Source organism: Lactobacillus intestinalis (assembly GCF_024397795.1).
GTDB classification, from domain to species: domain Bacteria; phylum Bacillota; class Bacilli; order Lactobacillales; family Lactobacillaceae; genus Lactobacillus; species Lactobacillus intestinalis.
This window is the reverse complement of record NZ_CP072983.1, coordinates 242,734-265,413: the sequence shown is the minus strand read 5'-3', so window position 1 is coordinate 265,413 and position 22,680 is coordinate 242,734. Positions and strand designations below refer to the sequence as shown.

Annotated in this window: 24 protein-coding genes, 1 pseudogene and 1 riboswitch; of the genes and pseudogenes, 13 read left to right on the top strand and 12 right to left on the bottom strand. The window is 35.4% G+C overall.

The genetic code is table 11. The annotated features are described in order from the left end of the window. Positions 1 to 117 precede the first annotated feature (117 nt). A complete protein-coding gene (locus tag KBW87_RS01275) occupies positions 118 to 363 on the bottom strand; it encodes a type B 50S ribosomal protein L31 (protein WP_004045632.1) in 246 nt (81 codons plus the stop codon). 123 nt (positions 364 to 486) lie between these two features. After that, the gene (locus KBW87_RS01270; protein WP_057809550.1) at positions 487 to 2,082 is read right to left on the bottom strand and encodes an APC family permease; all 1,596 of its coding nucleotides are present in this window, start codon (positions 2,080 to 2,082) and stop codon (positions 487 to 489) included. A gap of 182 nt (positions 2,083 to 2,264) precedes the next feature. On the opposite strand from KBW87_RS01270, the gene KBW87_RS01265 reads away from it, so the two are divergent. Beyond that, positions 2,265 to 2,804, top strand: a complete 540-nt coding sequence (locus tag KBW87_RS01265) for a TetR/AcrR family transcriptional regulator (RefSeq protein WP_057809552.1) — start codon at positions 2,265 to 2,267, stop codon at positions 2,802 to 2,804. Positions 2,805 to 2,932: 128 nt separating this feature from the next. Further along, on the top strand, positions 2,933 to 3,469 hold the full coding sequence (locus KBW87_RS01260) for a TetR/AcrR family transcriptional regulator (protein ID WP_057809554.1): 537 nt from the start codon (positions 2,933 to 2,935) through the stop codon (positions 3,467 to 3,469). Positions 3,470 to 3,514: 45 nt separating this feature from the next. Here KBW87_RS01260 and KBW87_RS01255 read toward each other — a convergent pair whose 3' ends face one another. Next, the gene (locus tag KBW87_RS01255) at positions 3,515 to 4,699 is read right to left on the bottom strand and encodes an AEC family transporter (protein ID WP_057809556.1); all 1,185 of its coding nucleotides are present in this window, start codon (positions 4,697 to 4,699) and stop codon (positions 3,515 to 3,517) included. A 192-nt stretch (positions 4,700 to 4,891) separates the two neighbouring features. On the opposite strand from KBW87_RS01255, the gene oxc reads away from it, so the two are divergent. From oxc to KBW87_RS01230, 5 genes are all read left to right on the top strand, one after another. Then, positions 4,892 to 6,622 (top strand): oxalyl-CoA decarboxylase, encoded by a 1,731-nt coding sequence (gene oxc, locus KBW87_RS01250; protein WP_057809558.1) that lies wholly within the window; start codon positions 4,892 to 4,894, stop codon positions 6,620 to 6,622. Positions 6,623 to 6,637: 15 nt separating this feature from the next. Next, complete coding sequence (gene frc / locus KBW87_RS01245; protein WP_057809560.1) at positions 6,638 to 7,987, top strand: formyl-CoA transferase; 1,350 nt, start codon at positions 6,638 to 6,640, stop codon at positions 7,985 to 7,987. 191 nt (positions 7,988 to 8,178) lie between these two features. Beyond that, on the top strand, positions 8,179 to 8,694 hold the full coding sequence (locus KBW87_RS01240; RefSeq protein ID WP_057809562.1) for a hypothetical protein: 516 nt from the start codon (positions 8,179 to 8,181) through the stop codon (positions 8,692 to 8,694). A gap of 102 nt (positions 8,695 to 8,796) precedes the next feature. After that, entirely contained in the window at positions 8,797 to 9,246 is a 450-nt protein-coding gene (locus tag KBW87_RS01235; protein ID WP_057809564.1) for an Rrf2 family transcriptional regulator, read from the top strand. Next, positions 9,224 to 10,222 carry an NADP-dependent oxidoreductase gene (locus tag KBW87_RS01230; RefSeq protein ID WP_057809565.1) on the top strand — a complete coding sequence of 333 codons (999 nt, stop codon included), beginning with the start codon at positions 9,224 to 9,226 and terminating at the stop codon, positions 10,220 to 10,222. The genes KBW87_RS01235 and KBW87_RS01230 overlap by 23 nt, the downstream gene beginning before the upstream one ends. A gap of 261 nt (positions 10,223 to 10,483) precedes the next feature. Here the strand turns inward: KBW87_RS01230 and KBW87_RS01225 are convergent, their stop codons facing one another. The 5 genes from KBW87_RS01225 to KBW87_RS01205 are packed head-to-tail and all read right to left on the bottom strand — an operon-like array spanning position 10,484 to position 13,556. Next, positions 10,484 to 10,987, bottom strand: a complete 504-nt coding sequence (locus KBW87_RS01225; RefSeq protein ID WP_057809567.1) for a GNAT family N-acetyltransferase — start codon at positions 10,985 to 10,987, stop codon at positions 10,484 to 10,486. Between the two features lie 24 nt (positions 10,988 to 11,011). Beyond that, complete coding sequence (locus KBW87_RS01220; RefSeq protein ID WP_236695250.1) at positions 11,012 to 11,362, bottom strand: DUF3021 domain-containing protein; 351 nt, start codon at positions 11,360 to 11,362, stop codon at positions 11,012 to 11,014. A 43-nt stretch (positions 11,363 to 11,405) separates the two neighbouring features. Further along, the gene (locus tag KBW87_RS01215; RefSeq protein ID WP_057809571.1) at positions 11,406 to 11,855 is read right to left on the bottom strand and encodes a LytTR family DNA-binding domain-containing protein; all 450 of its coding nucleotides are present in this window, start codon (positions 11,853 to 11,855) and stop codon (positions 11,406 to 11,408) included. Next, positions 11,845 to 12,711, bottom strand: a complete 867-nt coding sequence (locus KBW87_RS01210) for an ABC transporter permease (RefSeq protein ID WP_057809573.1) — start codon at positions 12,709 to 12,711, stop codon at positions 11,845 to 11,847. Before KBW87_RS01210 ends, KBW87_RS01215 begins: the two co-directional genes overlap by 11 nt. Continuing rightward, positions 12,711 to 13,556, bottom strand: a complete 846-nt coding sequence (locus tag KBW87_RS01205) for an ABC transporter ATP-binding protein (RefSeq protein WP_057809575.1) — start codon at positions 13,554 to 13,556, stop codon at positions 12,711 to 12,713. The genes KBW87_RS01210 and KBW87_RS01205 overlap by 1 nt, the downstream gene beginning before the upstream one ends. Before the next feature lie 257 nt (positions 13,557 to 13,813). On the opposite strand from KBW87_RS01205, the gene KBW87_RS01200 reads away from it, so the two are divergent. Both KBW87_RS01200 and KBW87_RS01195 read left to right on the top strand, forming a co-directional pair. Beyond that, positions 13,814 to 14,293, top strand: a complete 480-nt coding sequence (locus tag KBW87_RS01200) for a hypothetical protein (protein ID WP_057809577.1) — start codon at positions 13,814 to 13,816, stop codon at positions 14,291 to 14,293. Between the two features lie 155 nt (positions 14,294 to 14,448). Beyond that, positions 14,449 to 14,541, top strand: coding sequence for a putative holin-like toxin (locus KBW87_RS01195; protein ID WP_083478843.1), 93 nt, complete (start codon positions 14,449 to 14,451; stop codon positions 14,539 to 14,541). A 194-nt stretch (positions 14,542 to 14,735) separates the two neighbouring features. On the opposite strand, the gene KBW87_RS01190 is transcribed toward KBW87_RS01195, so the two are convergent. Beyond that, positions 14,736 to 15,245, bottom strand: a complete 510-nt coding sequence (locus KBW87_RS01190) for a YbhB/YbcL family Raf kinase inhibitor-like protein (protein ID WP_057809579.1) — start codon at positions 15,243 to 15,245, stop codon at positions 14,736 to 14,738. A gap of 144 nt (positions 15,246 to 15,389) precedes the next feature. After that, positions 15,390 to 16,022: a TetR/AcrR family transcriptional regulator gene (locus KBW87_RS01185; RefSeq protein ID WP_023599172.1), complete on the bottom strand. Its 633-nt coding sequence runs from the start codon at positions 16,020 to 16,022 to the stop codon at positions 15,390 to 15,392. A gap of 206 nt (positions 16,023 to 16,228) precedes the next feature. Between KBW87_RS01185 and KBW87_RS01180 the strand changes: the two genes are divergently transcribed. After that, the gene (locus KBW87_RS01180; RefSeq protein WP_057809581.1) at positions 16,229 to 16,621 is read left to right on the top strand and encodes a hypothetical protein; all 393 of its coding nucleotides are present in this window, start codon (positions 16,229 to 16,231) and stop codon (positions 16,619 to 16,621) included. Positions 16,622 to 17,094: 473 nt separating this feature from the next. Here the strand turns inward: KBW87_RS01180 and KBW87_RS01175 are convergent, their stop codons facing one another. Beyond that, positions 17,095 to 18,120 carry a zinc-binding alcohol dehydrogenase family protein gene (locus KBW87_RS01175; protein WP_057809583.1) on the bottom strand — a complete coding sequence of 342 codons (1,026 nt, stop codon included), beginning with the start codon at positions 18,118 to 18,120 and terminating at the stop codon, positions 17,095 to 17,097. A 147-nt stretch (positions 18,121 to 18,267) separates the two neighbouring features. Here KBW87_RS01175 and KBW87_RS01170 point away from each other — a divergent pair, with 147 nt between their 5' ends. Beyond that, positions 18,268 to 18,603, top strand: coding sequence for a winged helix-turn-helix transcriptional regulator (locus tag KBW87_RS01170; protein WP_023599169.1), 336 nt, complete (start codon positions 18,268 to 18,270; stop codon positions 18,601 to 18,603). Between the two features lie 244 nt (positions 18,604 to 18,847). Here KBW87_RS01170 and guaA read toward each other — a convergent pair whose 3' ends face one another. Further along, complete coding sequence (gene guaA / locus KBW87_RS01165) at positions 18,848 to 20,401, bottom strand: glutamine-hydrolyzing GMP synthase (RefSeq protein WP_057809585.1); 1,554 nt, start codon at positions 20,399 to 20,401, stop codon at positions 18,848 to 18,850. Between the two features lie 159 nt (positions 20,402 to 20,560). Then, positions 20,561 to 20,658: riboswitch (purine riboswitch) on the top strand. 82 nt (positions 20,659 to 20,740) lie between these two features. Between guaA and KBW87_RS01160 the strand changes: the two genes are divergently transcribed. Together KBW87_RS01160 and KBW87_RS01155 are read left to right on the top strand one after the other, a co-directional pair. Continuing rightward, positions 20,741 to 21,319: a xanthine phosphoribosyltransferase gene (locus tag KBW87_RS01160; protein WP_057809587.1), complete on the top strand. Its 579-nt coding sequence runs from the start codon at positions 20,741 to 20,743 to the stop codon at positions 21,317 to 21,319. Between the two features lies 1 nt (position 21,320). Continuing rightward, positions 21,321 to 22,642 (top strand): annotated as a pseudogene (locus KBW87_RS01155) (nucleobase:cation symporter-2 family protein). The last annotated feature ends 38 nt before the right edge of the window (positions 22,643 to 22,680 follow it).

The following is a 22,680-nucleotide window of genomic DNA, read 5'->3' as shown; positions in this document are numbered from 1 at the left end:
CCCATTAAAACATAATTTAATACAGGAACAATTATACGTTCTTTCATCTAATCTGCCAAATAAAATTATCAAACAAAAAAGCAGTCCCAATGGGACTGCTTCCACCAGACAAAAGGCTTACTTCTTCAAGCCGTACTTCTTGTTGAATTTTTCGATTCGACCATCTGCTTGAGCAAACTTTTGCTTACCAGTGTAGAATGGGTGTGAATCTGATGAAACTTCAACACGAATTAATGGGTAAGTTTCGCCTTCAAATTCTACAGTTTCGTCTGACTTCAAAGTTGAACCAGCTAAGAACTTAGCACCAGTTGCTGAGTCCATGAAAACAACTTCTTGAAATTCTGGATGGATTCCTTGTTTCATAATTTAATACTCCTTTTGCCATGATCGTTTTACAGACCATAGATTAATCGATTAACGTAGACTAGAATACCATCTTCAAGGGTTATTTTCAAGCATTCCTTAGGAAATTTACTCAGATAATATCTAGTCATTAACACGTTCATTAACTTTTTTAGCGTAAGAATCAATTTCAGTACGACTGCTTTTAACTCCCCACCAATAAAATAGTAAGGAAGCAACAATTATCACCACAAAATCAAGTGGGTACTTAATAAAATCACGACCACCAAAACCGGTACTTCCCACATAAGACATGATAGATATGAAAATCATGTAAACAATTAGCCACCATGCATGTTTTAATTGATCTTTAAGGTTTGAATGTTGATAACGAATTTCATAATAAATATAAACTGGCAAGCCTAAGGTAATTACAAAGATGACTTGAATGGTGGTTGGCCACATTGACCAATAAATAGCTAAACTTGTTAATACAAAAGCTGTTGGGGCAAGCCAACCCATATACTTAGGACCAAATGGTCTCTTCAAATTAGGTGCAATTTTTCTTAAAGCAATGGTAGTTACGGGACCGGTTAGATAAGCGATTAAAGTTGCAGCCGCAATTACTGTAGCTAATAAGTTCCAATTTCTAAATACACTTACTAAAATCACCGCCAAAATCAAGTCCGCAATCATCGCAAATCTTGGAATCATGTATTTACGATTCAAACGACCAAGCCAGCTAGGTAAATGCTTAGTATGGGTCATAGCTGCTAAAGCACGTGAAGCAGTTGCTACAAATGCCACACCTGTTCCAAATGGAGATACAAAAGCATCCATATACAGCAAGATCACAAGCCAATTAATTCCTAAAATAATGGCAATGTCCGCAAATGGAGAAGTAAAGTTAATTCCATGCCAACCCACTTTTTGTAAAGTTGATGGTTCGATAGCTCCAATAAAAGTAACCTGCAATAAAACGTAAATGGCAGTTGTAATTAACATCGAAATAATGACTCCACGCACAATATTTTTACGCGGATTCTTTAATTCTCCACCCATATTAATCACTGTTTGAAAGGCATCATAGGACATAATAATTCCAGATACTGAGGTAGCTTCAAAAATAGACCGAGTCCCATAAGGCATGAATTCGTGAATATTACTACCAAAATTTTGTGAATGGAAACCACTTAAAACTAAAACAATCACAGTTAAAGTTGGCAATGCTATTTTAAAAATTGAAATCAAATTAGTAAAATGCGTCATGATCTTCACTGACCAATAGTTAATCAAAGTGAAAATCACCATAAATAAGAAAACAACCAGTAGTCCTTTTGTAGTAATTTCCCCATTATTCATATAGCGATGAGTCCAGTTAGCCCACGACCATGGCCAACTAGACATATATTGTACGGCAGCAACGGCTTCCATAGGTACCAAGGTCACCAAAGAAATCCAATTAGCCCATGCAGCAATAAATCCTAAAAGCGGTCCATGACTGTATTGAGCATACCGACTCATTCCTCCACTTTCCGGAAACATAGAGCCTAATTCAATATAAGTAATGGCAATTGAAATAATGATTACTGCACCTAAAATCCATGAAATAATGGCAGCTGGTCCAGCAATTTTAGCGGCAGATCCCGAGCCAAAAAGCCACCCTGATCCAATTAAGGAATTCAACGCAAGCATAATGGCAGAAAATAAGCCTATTTTATGTATGTTTGGTTTTTCCACTCTACAATATCCCCTTCTTTTTCAACTTAACAACAAGTTCTTTCCTATTAAGAAAGTGTCATAGATAGAATTATACTTGGATTTTAGGCATTTTTCATCAAATTATTGTAAAGTGAGCCAAAACAATGTAATCTGAAGATAGATAAACAGAGTTATTAAATTAAAAAAGTAGGGGAATATTTATGGAAAATCAAGATTCAATGATTAGATTAAAACTAATTCGATGCGCGATTGCCTGCATTGATGAAAAAGGGTTACATAACTTTTCAATTCGTGAATTAGGAAAAAGAGCCCGCATGACATCGACTCCAATCTATAATCGTTTTACTAATAAACAAGAAATTATCAGCATTGTTTATAATTTAATCACCAATTCTTTCATAAAAAAAATCGATTCCTATAAGGATTTACCAACAGATGAGCAACTTATTCAAGTAGTGGCACTTTACCTAAGAGAAATCAACAAACATCCAAATATTGCAGAGTTAATTTTTCTTAATCCGGAAAAAGTCGAGTCTGATGGACCATCTGCTCAAACTGTATTTAAAGAAAAAGTCAATTCTTTAATTGAAGAGCTCAATCACAAACATAGTGAAGAATTTTTCTTAAAGATTTGGTCTCAGATTCATGGAACAGCAATGATGATCAAAAATGGTATCATTTCCTATAATTATGATGAGATTTACAAAAGTATGATTACTACCATTAAAGAAGCTGCTTAAAAAACGAGGTTCAAAATAGCTTGAGCCTCGTTTTTTATATTTTTCTTACGATTGTTCTTATAAATTGACACTGTGTCACTTTAACAGCTATAATTAAACCATAAATTAATTAAGGAACTGGTAAAATTATGAAATATAGTAAATCTCAAAGAAAAAGAATTTTAAATACCGCAATTTCAATCATTGAAAAAGATGGTATAGATAAGCTAACCATTAGGGAATTAGTGAAAAAAACAAATGTAGGTACTCAATCTGTTTATAAACATTTTCCACATAAAGATGAATTAATTAAAACTATTGCTTCCAAATTAACCACTGACTATTTGGATGAAGTTAATAAATCTGCTTCACTAAATCCCAAAGAAAAATTGATCCATTCAGCTTCTTTTTTCTTAAAGAAAACAAGTGAACATCCCCACTTGATGGACTTTCTTTTCTTTAACCCTAAAATTGAAAATATTTTGCCCGAAAACACTGTAAATATTCCAACTCATTTCATTGGTAGAATTAATTCTGCTTTAAATGCAACTCAAGTTAAAGAAGATCGACAAGAATTATTTTTACGCATTTGGGCAATAATTCATGGGTTAGCAATGATGATCAAAAACGGACTTTTAGAATACACACCGGCTTTAGCACAAAACAGGCTTGCGCCGATGATCTAAAAAGGCTCTCTATTTCAAGAGAGCCTTTTTTATTAATATTTTTCTTTATCCAAACATATGAGCTAAAATTGGCAATAACCAAATCCAGAAGATACAACTTACTGCAAATACTACAGTTGAGACAGCAACAGAACTTGCTCCCTCTTTAACGTAAATATTGTAACGACTTGAAATGATAATTCCTGAAAATGCAGGTGGAAGTCCCGTTGCCAAACAAAGCATTGAAATCTTTTCTGGATCAGATCCCATGCCGCAGATATAAGCTGCTGCAACAATAATAGCTGGAGTTAAGAACAAACGGAAGAAAGTATTCCAAATAACTTCTTTATCAATTGAGAATTTAACTGTCGATAAAGCTAACCCAGCTGCTAAAACAGCAACCCCAGCATTGGCTTTGGCAATCAAATCAAAAGTTGGAGCCCAAGAATCTGGAATTTTAATCCCGATCAAAACAAAGATAACCGCTAACAGTGGAGCTGCCGCAACTGGTTGCTTGACGGCATTCAAAACTGACTTTAAGGTTGAGTTCATTGGCTTATGAGCAGTGTTAGCATGGTTAGCAATTTCGGCATGAGCCAAATCAATCTCTCTTTTAATCCCTTTTTCTTCAAGTGCTTTTGCTTCAGCATCAGTAACTGGTACATCATCCGGAACAGTTACCATCACTTTTTGCTTGGTTTTATGAGTTCCCTTACCACTTACTTGATCAACTTTTACTTGAGTACCCTTGTTATTAGAATTAGATGCAGCTTTTTGCCTTACCTTATCCTGACCCTTATTAATTAAAGCTAAACCAAGAGGAATAGTGATCGCATTAACCACAATAGATACAATCCCAATAACTAAGTTAGTAGTTACATTATTGCCATAAATTGGATCCAAAACGGCAAAACCAAGGAATCCAATAGTTGGAGATCCTGCAATCAACGCACAAACCGCAGCTTGTTGAGTATTTCTGTGGAAGAATAATTTATCTAAGAAAAAGCTCAACATAAATAGACCAGTAACGCCGATGATTGAGATTAATGTCAACACAATATCTTGTGCAAACATAGATCTCGTTGCCTTTACAATTGAAATAAATAAGGCGGCAGGCAAAGCAATATCAAGAACTAATTTATTAAGTCCCTGACGTTGGTCATTATCAAAGAAATAAAACTTGCCGCAGAGGTATCCCAATAACATGATAACCAGAATCGGGATAACATCATTGATTAAAATGCTAACCATCATTAACCTCCTGTTCAGTTAAATTAAAAAACAAGCATTAAAATTTACACGTCTAATATAGGCCTAGTTAATCAAATAAGCAAATAAAACAAATTATATTTTTATAAATAATATTGCTTGCTAATTAATAAAAAAAAGTTTATAACGAAAGCGTAAACTATATTACATGCTTATATGTAGGAGGATCAAAATATGGTAGATGATTCTTTAAATAGGACCGGCGCTAGTCTTTTAATCGAGGCTTTGCAAAAAAATGGTATTAATAACATATACGGAATTGTTGGTATTCCTGTAACCGATTTAGCTCGTTTAGCTGAATTGCGCGGAATGAAATATTATGGTTTCCGTCGAGAAGATGCTGCTGTAGATGCTGCTGCAGCTGCAGGCTTTTTAACTCAAAAACCAGGTGTAGGTTTAACCGTTTCAGCACCCGGATTTTTAAATGGATTAACTGCCTTAGCTCAAGCCACTAAAAACTGTTTTCCACTTATTATGATATCTGGATCTTCAGAACGTCACATTATTGACTTAGCCCAAGGTGATTACGAAGGAATGGATCAATACAACAGAGCCAAGCCTTTCTGTAAAAAAGCTTATCGTGTGGACAGAGCCCAAGACATTGGAACAGCAGTTGCTCGTGCCGTCCGCACTGCTGTTTCTGGTCGTCCTGGTGGTGTCTACCTTGACCTACCTGCTGATACCATTTCTCAATTTGATACTGAAACTGATCAAAAAGATATGGGAATCTATAAAGTAGTTGACCCTGCTCCAAAGCAAGAGCCTAGTGATGAAGCGGTCAGCCGCGCTGTTGACATAATTAAAAATGCTAAGAAGCCTTTGATCATCCTTGGTAAAGGTGCCGCATATGATCGCACTGAAAAGCAAGTTCAAGAATTGGTTAACAAGACCGATATCCCATTTTTGCCTATGTCAATGGCTAAAGGTGTTGTTCCAGATAACGATCCTCACTCAGCAGCTGCAGCTCGTTCACTATCACTTAAGAATGCAGATGTAGTTATTTTAATTGGTGCTCGTCTCAACTGGATGCTTTCCTATGGGGATGCTCCTGAATTCAATCCTAATGCAAAATTCATTCAATTAGATATTGATGCTACTCAATTTGATTCATCACAAAAGATTTCAGCTCCCCTTCAAGGTGACTTACAATCAATCTTGGCAAAATTAGTTCCAGCTTTAACTGCAACTGGCTACAAAGCAAGCTCTGATTGGCTTGATGCTATTAAAGCAGATACCGAAAAGAACGATGCCAAGTTTGCTAAGAGAATTTCTGCAGGCGAAACTAATCCAGAATTTGGTTACTATGGCGCTATTGAACCAATTAATGAATACTTCCAAAAGCATCCTGATACTTACTTAGTCAGTGAAGGTGCAAATACTTTGGATATTGGTCGTGACATGATCGGTATGCAACTTCCTCGTCACCGTCTTGACACTGGTACTTGGGGTGTTATGGGTGTCGGCATGGGTTATGCGATTGCTACAGCCATTGAAACCGGCAAACATGTTGTTGCCTTAGATGGGGACAGTGCCTTTGGTTTTGATGGTATGGAAACTGAAACTATGTGTCGTTATCATCTTCCAATTACTGTCGTAATTATCAACAACGGTGGTATTTACAATGGTGTTTCTAATCCAGTACCAAACCAACTGGGTCCAACTACTCTTGATCCAACTGCCCGCTATGAATTAATGGCTAAGGCTTTTGGCGGTGACTACTACTTTGTAAGCAATTATGAAGAAATGAAAGCAACCTTTGCCAAAGCTGTCGACTCAGGTCGTCCTAATATTATTAATGTTCAAATTGCTCCATCAATGGGTAAGGAATCAGGACACATTGGTAATTTGAATCCTACTTTGAATTTAAAGCCACTTGAAGAAAAGGAAAAGAACGAAGATAAGTAAAAAGGAGTAAATAAAATGACTGAAAATGAGAAAAACGAACAGAATGCATATGCTCCATTAAAAGGTATTAAAGTTGTTGACTGGACTCAAGTTCAATCTGGTCCTTCATGTACCCAACTTTTAGCTTGGCTTGGTGCCGACGTTATTAAAATTGAACGTACTGACACTGGTGACCCAACTAGAAACGAATTACTTGATATTAAAGACGCATGGAGCCTTTACTTCTTACAATTAAATGCTAACAAGAAGTCTCTAACTGTCGATATTAAAGCTCCAGAAGGCAAGAAGATTATGTACGACTTAATTAAGAAAGCCGACATTTTCGTAGAAAATATTGCTCCTGGTTCAGCTGATAGAAACGGTTTTGGCTGGGAAAAGCTTCATGAAATGAATCCTAGATTGATCTACGCTTCATTAAAGGGATTTAACCAAGGTTCACGTTTTGAAAATGTTAAAGCCTTTGAACCTGTAGCTCAATCTGCTGGTGGTGCTGCTTCTGCAACTGGTTGGAATACTGGTAAGGATAATGTTCCTACTCAATCTGCAGCTGCCCTTGGTGACTCAAACACAGGAATGCACTTAGCAATTGGTATTTTGGCAGCTTTACTTCAACGTGAACGCACCGGTGAAGGTACTTTTGTTTACCAATCAATGCAAGATGCTGTATTGAACCTTTGCCGTATTAAGTTACGTGACCAAATTATGTTAGACAACTTAGGTGCTCTTCCTCATTACGCAGTTTACCCTGACTGGAAATGGGGTAAAGCTATTCCACGTGCTGAAAATACTGAAGGCGGACAAGTTATTGGTTGGTGTTACAAAGCTAAAGGTTGGGAAACTGATCCTAATGCTTATGTTTACATTGTTGTACAAAATGAAAACAAGAAATGGGATAAGCTTTGTGAAGCCATGGGTCACCCTGAATGGGAAAAGGATCCAAGATTTGTTGACTGGGAACACCGTCAATTACACAAGGAAGAACTTTATCCATTAATTGAAGCTTACACTAAGCAATATGACAAATACACCTTAACTAAGGAATTAGGTAAAGCTGGTGTGCCAGTTGGTCCTGTTCTTGATTGGCACGAACTTGAAAATGATCCTGACTTAAACAGCGATGGTACTATTGTAACCATTGATCAAGGTGGTAACCGTGGTGACTTTAAGACCATCGGTTTACCATTCACCCTTTCAAACTACAAGCCAAGTTACGACAGAGCACCAGACCTTGGTGAAAACAACAAGGAAATCTTGAAGTCACTTGGTTACGATCCAGAACAAATTGATGAATTAGCTGAAAAGGGTGTTATCTCTAAAGCCAGAGGTCCTAAGAACCCAGCTGTTCACGTTATCAAAGGTGAATAATTTTAATATGAATTCAATAAAAATAAGGCTCATTGAGCCTTATTTTTATTGCAAATATTAATACTATTTTTCAAAAACATTATTTATCCGTAATTTTCTTTAAATCGAAATCAGGAACTTGGAATTCAAGCCAAATGCGTCTATAATATTATTTCATACAGAGGGTATAGAAAAAGGGGTGAATTCTGATCATGAAAGGTGTAAATTACACTAAAAAACATCACATGTATTTAATGAACCACAAAAATGGTGACGTTATTGAAGTAAGAATGGACAAAAATAACAAGTCCTTTGAAAAATTACGTCTTTATCGTCAAGATGGTTTAGGAAACTATTATTTAGATCCACATGCAGAGTTAAAAGATCGGAAGGATTTAGCCACTAAAGAGAATATTATAAATGCTGGCAAAAAGATGAGTCATCATGTTGCAAAAGTTGATGACTGGCATCACAAAGTTACTCCGATTTTTAACGCTGATCATAAGATCATTGATTTTGAACCAAGACTGAATTTGAAGCATCACACCCAAATTCAAAACGCAAAAAGATACCTGCATCATCTTGAAAATCATCATGCTGACTTCCTCTTCCGTAAAAATAATCGAGGTACATTAAAAGTGCCTTGGAATTATATCAAGGATGTCATCTATGAAGATCGAAACAAAGAAATGGTTTTGGCTCATAAAGTACATAAATTAACTAAATAAGAAAAAGGCTCCCGTTCATGCGGGAGTCTTTTATTTGACTTTTTTCATTTTATATAATAATGTATCAGCAAAAGATACATTATCTATTTAGGAGGATTTTAGATGAAAGATACCAAATTTTCCATTGCAATCCATATTCTATCTATGATTGCGCTTAGTCCCCACCCTATCAACTCAGTTGACATTGCGAAAAGCGTCGGCACGAATCCAAGTTATATTCGGAAAATAATGAGTTTTCTCAAAGACCATAAAATCATTGAAAGCCATCGTGGAAAAACTGGAATTCAATTGCTGGTCGATCCCGCTCAATTAGATCTCCTCACTATTTACAAAATTGTTGAAGAAGACGATCCTCATATCTTTCAAGTTCATCAAAATGCAAATGCAGAATGTCCTGTCGGTCGTAATATTGTTAATGCCGTCTTTCCTTTTTTAGATGATGCCGAAAAACAATTCCAGCATTCTTTGCAACACGATACTTTGGCAGACGTAATTGAAAGACTAAAGCAATTAGAAAGAAGTAGAAATCATGAAAGCAGCTCAACTAATTAAATATGATAAAAAAGATCCTTTAATTGAAATTCGAGATATTAATTCTCAACTACTTGGTGCACATGACTTACTTATTAAGACCAAAACTGCAGCTGTCAATCCTTTGGACAACCTTATCTCTCATGGGGATCTTAAATTAGTTGTTCCGTACAAGTTACCTCAAACTATGGGAAATGAATTCGTAGGAACTATAGAAAAGGTTGGCCCTGAAGTTACTAAATTCAAGATCGGGGACCGTATTTTTGCACGTAACCCCGTCGATAACATCGGCGCCTTTGCTCAAAAAATTGTTATCAACGAAAAAGCTGTGGCTAAAGTTCCTGAATACTTAAGTGATCAAGAAGCTGTTGCTGTTCCTTTAACTGCCTTAACAGCGATGCAAACTTTTCAACTTTTGAATCTAAAAGCTGGGCAAACTCTTTTCATCTCTGGAGGATCGGGAAGTTTTGGCGCAATGGCAATCCCTTTAGCGATTGCGCAAGGCTACAAAGTCATTACTACCGGAAACGAAACTAGTCGTGCTCGTTTAGAAAAATTGGGCGTTAAAAACTTTTTCAATTACAAAACCGAAGATTATACTAAAGCTGTAGCTAATGTAGATGCAGTAATTGATACCATTGGAGGAGAAGAAACTATTAAGCAACTTTCTATTCTTAAAGATGGCGGCGAGATTGTTTCGCTGAAAGGGATGCCAAATAGGGAATTTGCTAAGAAAATGAATATGGGATTGGCTAAGGAACTGCTTTTTAATGTAGCTGCTCGCAAAATTGAAAAAGAGGCAAAAAAACGCAACCAAAATTACCACTTCATCTTTGTTCAGGCTAATGGTCAACAACTCGAGGAAGCTGCTAAGATTTTAGAGAAGAATCAAATTCATCCCCTCATTGGAAATCAATATTCTCTTACTGAAGTCAATGCAGCCTTAGCGGATGTTGCCCATAGAAAAAGTCTTGGGAAAGTGATTATCAATTTTTAGAAGACAGATACTAATAACAAAAATCTCATGTTACTAACTTAATAGCTAACATGAGATTTTTATTTTACTCTTCTTTTTCTTTACAATGACTCTGACAAACGCACTTTTTCTCACTTACCATGGAACAATGACAAACACCATCTTTACCAGCACATGGACATCCCTGTTGACATTTCATTCCATTATGACAAAATTCATTGCTCATAGTCAGGACCTCCTTTTATCACCATTATAAATCTCTCTTTATTTATTTCCAAAAATTTACTTTTTTATCTCTCTCACCATATTGTAGCTATTTACATTTTCTGGATCAGGGATATCATCACTGGTCTTGCCTTCATTGACAAAACCGCGCGTTTCATAAAAATGGAAGAGCTTAGGTAAACAAGTCAGTGTAACTGCACCTCTATCCTGCGCTTGAGCAATCTTGCATAATTCCTCAATTAAAGCTGATGCAATCCCTTGCTTACGATATTCTTTTCTAGTCGCCAAACTCAAAATCGTCTGATAAGGATACTGTGCATTATTAGGCTGATTTTTGAAATATAGTTCATCCTTAATGTAGCGATCTTTACTTGCTGGACCAAAAGCGTGCCCCACTACTTTTCCATCAACTTCCGCAACTAAAAAAGTATCTGAGTAATTTTCAATCCGCCCGATCATATCCTTACGCGTCATTTCTTCTGACATATGAAAAGCACTTGATTCAAGCTTAACAATTGCATCTAAGTCATCCATTTTTACAGTACGAATATTTAATGTCATCTGTTTTCCTCGCAGTTATGTTTTCTATTTTAGATTTCTTTTCTTAATCCTATCATTGATTCGGTTTACTGTCTTTTTTTGTTCTAAAAGACAAATGAGCCAAATTATAACGTAAATAAGAACAAATACTACAATCGTACTAATATTAATTACCCAGCGCGGATTAATCAATGCCATCACAACAAATAAGCAAAAAGTACCCACAAAGTGAATTATTATGGCAATGCTCATAGGTAAGTCTGTTTCAAAAATCATGGAAATGAGTCCAATAAAGCCGGATATGACAAGAACTGAAGTTGTTTCTTTAACAGTTGGTGCAATTCCAGGATAAAGAAAAGTCAAAATACATACATAGCAGATTGCTCCAAATCCCATCCCTGTAAAAAAATAATCTACGCATTTTCCAAACCATTTCATTCTAAAGTCCCAGCTCTCTTTCTAAATCTGGCAAATAACGGCGTGAAACATCCGTCTTTAATCCTTCTGCTAAAATCGCGACCATGTTCCCAGCGAAGCCACTTTCTAATGATTCCAAATAATTCAAATTAATAACAGAATGACGTGAAACTTGGACAAAATCATCATTCAAGTTTTCCAAAACCTGATATAGTCGCCCCGTCGTTTTCACTACTTCACTTACTGTGTAATAAGTTAGACTGGTGCCCTGAACTTCAACTTTGATCAATTCATCCCTTTTAACGGTAACTATTCGTTCACTAGTTTTCACAGGTAAAAGGTTTCGCTCTTTCTTTCCAAACTTATTCAAGTAAGTTAGGAGTCTTTTAACTGTTATATTTTCATCGCTTGCTCTAACTTCGACCTCTATTTCATCTTCCAAAGATGGGTCTGCTTGAAACTTAACTTTCAATTTGAACTTTTCTCTTTCCTATTATTAGTGAAGCCAAGATGATCACTAGGCTTAAAAGTAAAATCATCCCAATCATCACATAGCCTGTATCTGCACGCGTTAACTGATAACCATTAATTTTGAAATGAATTCCTAAATAGTTAACCATTGTACTTCTTACACTCGCTGGCATTTGACCTTCACTAATTTTATTTAAAAATAAACTTCTCAAAGCAGAAGCTTCATAACTACTTGGGACTAATTTTACCAAAGTTTGCGCCGTAGAAGACAAAGTTCCATAAGGAAGATAAGTAGCGACAGCAAATCCAGCGATTGCCCCGATGACTGCGGATAAACGACTAAATGTAGTTGAAGAACGAATAAAGAGCACAATTATTTCATTGAGTAAGGTTGCTCCAATTGCACCTAATGTCATGAAAATTAGCGCTAATAAGCTATTTTTAAGAGAGATATTAATTTTATCAACAGCTGTAAAGTAAATATCCATTACTACGAAAGTAATAATTTGCATTAAGAAACTGACAATTGAACTAGACAAAACATAAGCTAAATTTTGCTCTGAAAGAGAAAGATCAGTCAAACGCATATCATCAGCAGTGCGCGTTTCTCGATCTTTGACTAATTGGCCTAACGCTTGAAAAGAAGTCGTAATCCCTGCAATTGCTACAATTCCCGTAATCATCCATAAATCAAGCATTTGCTTGGCATTGGCAATTTGAGGCCATGAACTTTCTAAATTTTTCTGTAAAAATCCCACATAGATAAAAAATGAAATTAATGCTCCAAAGCATGACATAATTACGCCCGGGATGTTAGAAAAATAAATCTTGATATTTCGTTGAACTAAAGCAAACATTATTGAAGTTCCTTTCCTGTAATCTTGATAAATGCATCATTGATTGAGCCTTTGTGATATTCAAAGTCCTCAATCTGATTTTTATTTTTAGTCAAAAAATCAAGTGCTTGATTTGAATCTAGTGCATCGAGCTCAAAGTTATTATCCTTAAGAGTTTTAGAATGAAGTGGTGGCTTATTATCTTTCATCTTCACTACCAATTTACTTGGTGCGTATTTTTCTTTAATTTGACTCGCAGATCCCTTAGCCAAAATATTGCCATTTTCTAAGATGTACATTTGATCAGCATTTTCCGCTTCTTCAAGATAATGCGTAGTTAAGAAAATCGTTAACCCTTGTTCTTTCTGCAATTTTTGGAGCAGATTCCAAATTACCAATCTTGTCTGTAAATCAAGTCCTGTAGTCGGCTCATCCAAAAACAGCAAATCTGGATGATCAATTAAAGCTCGCGCAATATCAACTCTTCTTCTTTGACCACCAGATAAAGTTCCATATTTTTGATTTAGAAACTTCTTTATCCCAATCAAATTAATTAATTGTGCTAACCAATCTTTAGAAAAAGTTTTGTACATTTTGGCTCTTAGATACAGATTATCTTTAACCGTTAAATTGTTATCTAGAACGCTATCTTGAAAAACTACTCCGATTTTTAAATTAGGGGCATAGGTAATTGTTCCAGAAGTTGGCTTCAACAGCCCCGTCAAGATATTAATTGTCGTAGATTTCCCTGCGCCGTTAGTTCCAAGATAGGCAACCAATTGACCCCGATCAATTTTGAGATCAACATTATTCAAAGCTAATTTTTTGCCGTAGTTTTTAGTTAAACCATAAGTTTCAATAAGCATGTGATTACTTCCTTTATTTGATTTAAGTAAAGAATACTTAAATAAGTCGGAATAGTATCATCATTTTAAATAAGTGGTACGGATTTAGTTATAAACGGTAATTTTGATGATACGAAAACTCAAAGCTATAACACTTCTTAACATTTCCTAAAATTAACAATTTTGTAATTCTGTTGCCAAATATATAATTTACAATATTATTATCATTTGAAACCCTAATTGGGGCAATTCTAATACAAGGGAGAGTCATTTTAGCAATGAAGAAACTAATCTTTTGGGGTGCGATTTTTGCAATGTTTGTTTTAGGTGGTGGAGGTGCCGGCGCTTATATCAGCCACGCCAATAACGTGCGTCAAAATAACGATACTACAAAGGCTAAGAATCAAAATTCAAATTCTGAGAGCACTGATAAAACTGGTAAAAAGAATGATCCTTCTGATCCAAGTGCTGAGAATTCTACTGCTGATCAAGACAGTAATTCTTCTAGCTCCAGCAGTGAGGATAAAGATCAAAAATCAAAAGACGAAAGTTCTTCCTCCTCTGATGAAGATAAGCAAAGGGATCAATCAAAGAGTGACGAAGATAACAGTGACAAAGAATCAAGCACTGACGATAGTACTAGTGACAATAGCGATGACGGTAATGATTCTAAGTCTGATACCGAATCATCAACCCAATCAAGCACTACTCAATCTTCAAATGCTACAGAATCCAATACTGCCGATACTAACAAATAAAACCATGTAAAAAGCCCGCGAAATTAATCGCGGGCTTTTTTATTGAGAGCTAATTCGCTATAATTATATCCGCAGAAAGTTTTATGAGCGGTGGCTGTTTTTCCTCCTGAAGGTGAGGCCTATGGACCGACATCAATTGGAAAGGGTTCAGCCAGATGAGCGTATACGAGGCTATCTCGTTAATGCTGTTGTTTGGTACTTTTGTGTTAGCTTTGCTAACATATATCGATCATCACAACAAAAAATAAAAAACGCCGCTCAATTTATAACTTTTGACCGAGTTATTGAGTAGGCGTTTGCCAAAACTATAATTTTGTCACCGCTCTTAAAGCGGGCTGCAAAGGAGATCATAGGATCTCCTTTTTCTTTACCTAAATTATAGCATATTTTTCAAAAAAGCCCGCGAAATTAATCGCGAGCTTTTATCAATTACCTTCGATGCTTATTGTGCTCTGCTTGGAACTGAAATCGTAGCACTATCAACTATATGACCTTCCATTTCACGCAAAAAGTCGTTTAACCAGTAGCCTTCTTTTAGATCAAGTTTTGTATCTAATGCATACACGGTTAAAGTGTAATAGTGCGTCTTATCAGGAGGCATCGGACCTGTATAGCCTTCAACTGGGCCAGAATCTTCACCTAAAAACTTGCTAATATTGCTATTATTTCCTTGGACGAAATCAAGGCTAGTATTCTTAGAATGACTAATATTAGCTGGCACATCTCGAACCGGAAGATTGGCAGCTAACCAGTGAATCCAAGTAAATCCACAAACTGGAACTGAATCAAAATCTCTAAAATACACAGCTAAAGTTTTTGCCTTATCAGGTGCATCAGTAATAAAAATTGGGAAAGATCTACTAGGCTTCCCTTCAATTTTTTGATCTTCATTAGCAAATTTACTATAGCAATCTGGAATGAACCCATTCATAGTTGGAATTTCTATTTTCATTGACGTATCCCCTAAAACTGAGTTTTTTAATTACTATTATTCTCATGCTACTTCATATTTAAGTACAATTATTTCTCAATTGCCAGTAAAAAAAGCCAACTATCGTGTAGGCCAGACTAATATACTGTAAATTATTTATACTATCTATTTTTTATTTATATTCATAGAAGCTACCGGTGATTCACGTAAAAATGTAAGTATACTCTGACGAACGTCATATGGAGCTAACCTATCGCTGTATTCAAGCAAGACTCTTACCATGCCAATAATGCTATGTACAAATACCTGTACGCTAATCATCATTCTCATTTGCTCTTTTTCGTCCATTTTTAACTCATCAATATTTTTCATCTGGCTCATACGCTTCATAATTTCCTCACAACCAGTCTGGAAAATCATATTATAGAAACGCGTATCCCCATTGTCAGATAACAAAAGTTGAATCTCTTTTTTATGTGCATAGCAGAACTCAATAGTATTTTTTGTTGCATTTAAAATAGTTTCTAACTGATCTTCAAAAGGTGTATCTAAATCAAGATCTCCTAGTGAATCACGATCTTTTTCAACATTTTTTAGATACTCTGCAACAAAACTATCTTCTGTATCTCTTAGTAGATCATTGACATCTGAATAATATTGATAAAACGTTCTAGTACTTACGCCAGCTTTATCAATAATATCCTTTACTTTTAACTTATGCACACTCTTATTTTCTAAGCAGCTTAAAAGAGCAGCAATCAAATTATTCTTTGTATTCTGTACCCTAATATCACTCAAACTTGTTCCTCACTTCTCTTTCCTAGATATTTATCATCTGTAACTTTCTTTTACTTAATTATTAAAAAAATTATATCAAAAGTAAAATAATTTTTTACTTTCGATATGAAAAGTTTTTCTTTTTCAACTTAGTTAACATTCATTGTTTTTACTTTTTTCAATTTATATACTTTAGGTGCAATAGTAAGAATAGGAATTGATATACGATGATTAATTTAAACAACAATAATTATCAAATTAGTAAAAAAGATCAAAAATTACTTAGACAATTTGAAAAACAAGTATTAAATTCTCAAATTTTATATCCTTTTCATCCGATTAGACATATCAATTGCGAATTTTTTCACTTTATTAAAGGTTCTGGAAAAGATCTATTACTGGATTTCGTTATGCAGCCTCAAAAACGTAATTTGATTTTTTCTGAACTACTATTTATTAGTTATAAATACTTAACTAAAGTTAGATACGACATTGACGACTATTTTCTTAGAAAAAATTGGGTTAATGTGATTAATGTTTCATACACCAATGATATTATTACTGATGTTTCATCTTTCCTAACTAAGATCGATGAAGCAAATAAGCTTGAGTTTAATTAAATACTATAAAAAGCCTATTAAGTCTGAAGTGCCATAGAAAAGTTAGCAGAGCACAGAGTTAGGGAAGGAAATCGTCTTCTTCAAAGGTTCAATCGGCACAGTGAATGGTATTCTGATAATCAAAAAATTAATACTTTTATATCAATTCTAACCAAACTAATTGACTCTCTTTCATAAAAAGTCTAATATGAGTCATGAGGAAATAACGGTTAGACCGTTAGCTAATTAAGACATTAGTTAAGATTGGTTATAGAAAAAAAGCTCCAACGTAAGTTGGGGCTTTTTTTGCTTGGTGTATTTTACACTAGGTTTGCAAACATATAGTGATTAACACAACTAAAAATAATTAAAATGCTATTCATTGTTTTTATTAATTTCTACCAGTCTAGCATTAGTCTTAAAAAAGCAAAAAAAGGCCCCTAGCTTGTAAACTAATGGTCACTGGCAAACAATTAATGCTTGTAAGAACTATCTTAATTATTCTCCCAGTCAGAAACCACAACTTTTCCAGTCATGTGACCACTTTCCACTAATTTATGAGCCTTGCGTAAATTTGTTGCATTCAAAGGTGTTAATGACTTAGTCATAGTGCATCTAAGTTTACCACTATCTAACATTTGCGCGATTTTGTCTAAAATATCATGCTGAGTAATCATATCATCTGTTTGATAATAGGATTTTGTATACATCCATTCCCATGAAAAGTGTGCTTTCTTTTTAGTTAACAATCTCAAATTAATTGGACGATGGTTTTCAGTAATTGAAACAATGTGTCCTTCAGGCTTAATTAATTCACACATTTCTTTCCAGTGACCATCTAAATCTTTTAATTCCAAAATATAATCAACATACTTGAAACCTAATTTTCTCACTTGTTTTACCAAATCTTCACGGTGATTTACTACATAATCAGCACCATGATCTTGTGTCCATTTGATACTGTCTGGGCGAGATGCAGTAGCAATAACTGTTAGCCCTGCTAAATGTGCTAGTTGAGTTGCAACAGACCCTACTCCTCCAGCACCATTAATAATTAAAATTGTTTTATGTTGATTATTCTCTTGATTCCAGGTTAAATCCATTTGTTCAAATAAGGCTTCGTATGCGGTAAGAGAGGTTAAAGGCATTGCGGCTGCTTCATTATCTTTTAAAGTTTCTGGAGCATGACCAACTATTCTTTCATCAACCAGTTGATACTCACTATCACTACCTGAGCGAATAAATGAACCTGCATAAAATATACGATCACCAGGTTTAAAAAGGCTAACCTTAGATCCTACTTCTTCAACTACACCACATGCATCCCAGCCAATTACTTTTGGAGTCTTTAAAACTGAATGTCCTCCTTTTCTTACTCCAATATCTACCGGATTGACTGATACTGCATTTACTTTTACCAGCAAATCATGTCCCTTAGCAGTAGGCTTTTTCATTTCAAAGTCAATCAGGCTTTCAGGATCATCAATTTTCAAATGTTTTTTAAATCCAATTGCTTTCATTTTTATCTCCTTTTCTATTTACTAATTAATTGTAAGTGGAATATAAATAAAAACAAGAAGTGAATTTTTTCTTACTAAGTAACAAATTCTTCCCTAGCTAGATCCAATATAAAGATTTAAAATGAATTATTATATCGAGGTGAGAGAATGCCACATCATATTTATAATTGTGCCGAAGGTTGTCCTGTTGAAAGCACACTTCAAATTATCTCAGGCAAATGGAAAAGCGTAATTATCTATCATTTAATCAAAGAAAAGAACTGTCGCTTCAATGAATTGCAGAAGTTGATGCCTAATTGTTCAAGACGAATGTTATCACTGCAATTAAAAGAATTAGAAAACGATCAAATTATTGCTAAAACGATCTTTCCAACCGTGCCGCCTAAAACCAGTTATCAATTAACATCATTAGGTAAAACTCTTACTCCATTAATTCTAGAAATGGAAAAATGGGGAAATAAGTATAATCAATTACATGAATAAAAGCCCTTAGTTTTTATACTAAAGGCTTCTTATTTTGGCATACTTTGGCAAACATGATACTTCTTCGAATCAAATATCATCTTCTCCAATTACTGCTATTACAAAGGTTTTACCATGCATCCCTATTTATATTTTTGGCATATATTTTGGCATACAACCTTATCTTTTTTTATTATTTTTGAGCTGGTTTCATTCCTTTAAATGCTTTTAAATCAAGGTTTACCATTCAAATTACATTGTCCGCTTATTCCCATTCAATAGTGGAAGGTGGCTTACTGGTAATATCGTAAACTACGCGGTTAATGTGGTCACATTCATCTACGATTCTAGTAGAAATCTTGCTCAAAACATCCCATGGAATTTGGGCAAAGTCAGCAGTCATACCATCAATTGAAGTTACGGCACGAATACCGATGGTGTAGTCATAAGTACGACCATCCCCCATAACACCAACTGAACGAATACCTGGTAAAACAGTGAAGTATTGCCAAATATCTTCTTGAAGACCAGCATTCTTAATTTCTTCACGTAAAATCGCATCTGATTCACGCACAATCTTAAGCTTGTCTTCAGTAACTTCACCAATAACACGAATACCAAGACCTGGACCTGGGAATGGTTGACGCCATACCAAATCATGAGGAATACCGAGCTTTTCACCAAGTTCACGAACTTCATCCTTGAAAAGTTTACGAAGTGGTTCAATTAATTCAAAGTGCATGTCCTCAGGAAGGCCACCAACATTGTGGTGTGACTTAATAGTTTGAGCAGTGTTAGTTCCTGACTCAATAACATCTGTATATAAAGTACCTTGAGCTAAGAAGTCAACATCTTTTAACTTTTTAGCTTCTTCGTTGAAGACTTCAATAAATTCTTTACCAATGATCTTACGTTTTTGTTCAGGATCAGTTACTCCCTTGAGCTTATTCAAGAAACGTTCTTGTGCATTCACGCGAATAATATTAACGCCAAGATCCTTGTTCAAAGCTTGCATTACTTGATCGCCTTCATCTTTACGAAGCATCCCGTGATCAACAAAAATCGCAGTTAATTGATCGCCAATTGCCTTATGAAGAAGAGTAGCAGTAACACTAGAATCAACCCCACCAGAAAGACCTAAGATGACCTTCTTATCGCCAACTTTTTCACGAATTTCTTCAACTTGCATTTCAATAAAGTCATCCATGGTCCAGTTTGCTTCGGCACCACAAACCTTAAATGCGAAGTTTTTTAAAATATCTAAACCATATTCAGAATTGCGAACTTCGGCATGGAATTGAATTCCGTAGAATTTCTTCTCATCGTTAGCAATTGCAGAAATTGGGCAGTTCTTACTCTTAGCAGTTACAGTAAAGCCTTCTGGAGCCTTAGTTACTAAGTCACCGTGGCTCATCCACACATATTGCTCTCTTGGCAAGCCGCTAAACAAAACTGCATTAGGATCAGTCACTTCGATATCAGCGCGACCATATTCTGAGTTATCAGCCTTTTCAACCTTACCACCCAAGTCGTAACTCATAAGTTGCATTCCATAACAAATCCCCAAAATTGGAATACCAAGCTTAAAAATCTCAGGATCAACTTTTAAAGCACCCTTGTCGTAAACACTGTTTGGACCACCAGAAAAGATGATTCCCTTAGGGGCCATTTCTTTGATCTTTTCAATGCTTAAGTCATGTGGTAAAAGTTCTGAATAAATACCAAAATCACGAATTCGACGAGTAATCAATTGATTGTATTGACTACCAAAATCTAAGACAATAATTTTATCAAAATCGCTTAAATTCTTCTTTGCCACTATTTTTGCTCCCTCTTCTCGTACACATTTTTAATTAACTTTACTAGGAAAATTAAAAAAGGTCAATTAGAAAATACGAATGTTTTTCTAATTACTAAAATTAAGAAATCGAACATTATTATTCAAAATTCCTCTTGTGTTCGGCAATATAATTTGTTAACATAAAAGCAACTTAAAACTTATATATCGTCGAAATAAGGTCGACAGTTTCTACCCTGAACCATAAATTCAGGACTATAAGTGGTTTGAGAATGCTTTTTAAACATGAGGATTTCTTTTACCCTTGTAGCAATACTGGGTAGAAGAAATCCTTTTTTCGTTTTCAAGGGAGCTTATAGAGTGAAATTACTAGAAGATAGAATTAAAAAAGATGGACAAGTTTTACCTGGGGATGTCTTAAAGATCAACTCTTTCTTAAACCATCAAGTAGATCCGGAATTGATGATGGCAATTGGGGATGAATTTGCTCGTTTATTTAAAGATGCTGGTGTTACTAAGGTTTTAACTTGTGAAGCCTCAGGAATTGCCCCAAGTGTTATGGCAGCTTATAAGTTAGGTGTGCCAATGGTTTTTGCCAGAAAGAAAAAGCCATCAACTTTAAATGATGCAGTTTACTGGGCAGATGTCTTTTCTTATACCAAGAAGGTTAATAACAAGATCTGCGTCGAAAAGAAGTTTTTATCAAAAGATGATACAGTTCTTATTCTTGATGACTTCGTTGCTCATGGTGAGGCCGTTAAAGGAATGGTGCAAATTGCTCAAGATGCTGGTTGCAAGATTGCCGGTGTCGGAGCAGTAGTTGCCAAAACTTTCCAAGGTGGCAGCGACTGGATTAATGAACAAGGTTTACATTTTGAAGCACTTGCAAACATTGATAGTTTTAAAGATGGACAAGTTCACTTTTTAGGGGAAGATTAAGATGTTAGCAATCACCAAAGAATCTACTAGCAAAAAAGTTAGCGCCAAAAATGAAGTCAGTCATAAAAAAGCAGCAATTTTAGGTTTACAACATTTACTTGCCATGTATTCTGGAGCAATCGCTGTTCCTCTTTTAATCGGTGCAGCTCTTAAGTTTAACTCCACTCATATGACTTACTTAGTATCAATCGATATTTTTATGTGTGGACTTGCAACTTTGCTTCAATTATTTAGAAATCGTTACTTTGGTATCGGGCTTCCGGTGGTTTTGGGATGTGCATTCAAGCTGTTGCTCCACTTGAAATGATCGGTAAAAAATTCACCATTAATACTATGTATGGGGCAATCATTGCAGCAGGAATTTTTGTTTTCTTGATTGCAGGATGGTTTTCAAAAATAAAGAAGCTCTTCCCACCCGTTGTTACAGGAACATTAATCACTGTAATTGGCCTAACTTTGATTCCTGTAGCTTTTCAAAATATGGGTGGCGGCAATGCAGCTGCTAAAGACTTTGGTGATGGTAAAAATTTAATTACAGCTTTTCTTACAATCTTGATTATTATTGCCGTTGAAGTCTTAGCGAAAGGATTCTTAAAATCGATCGCTGTTTTGATCGGTTTAGTAGTTGGAACTTTAATTGCCGGTGCAATGGGTATGGTTTCCTTAACTCCCGTTTCCAGTGCTAGTTGGTTCCACTTGCCACAATTTTTCTACTTTGGGGTACCAGAGTTTGAGTGGTCATCCTGTTTAACAATGATGATTATTGCTTTAGTTTCAATGGTTGAATCAACTGGGGTCTTCTTCGCCATCGGCGATTTATTAAACAAAGACATCACCGAAGAAGATCTTAAAAAAGGTTATCGTGCTGAAGGGATTGCCCAAATCTTTGGCGGACTTTTTAACACTTTTCCTTACACTACCTTCTCTCAAAATGTCGGTTTACTTCAATTGTCCGGTATTAAAACCAAGCGCCCAATCTACTGGGCAGCTGGAATGTTAATGGCGATGGGCTTGCTCCCTAAAATTGGAGCTTTGGTGACAATCATCCCTACTCCAGTTTTAGGTGGAGCAATGCTGGTAATGTTTACCATGATTGCCGTCCAAGGAATTAAAATGTTGGTCAAAGTTGATTTTAGTGATAACAACAATATCTTGATTGTCGCTTTATCTATCGGTTTAGGACTCGGTGTCACAGTTTACCCTCAAATTTTCCAGACCTTACCTCAAACCGTCCAACTATTCCTTGGTAATGGCATCGTAGTCGCCAGTTTAAGTGCTACGCTACTCAATTTAATTTTGAAAGGAAGAAGTGGTTTAAAATAAGCTCAAATTAAATTTACCTTTTCTACACAGCCTCATTA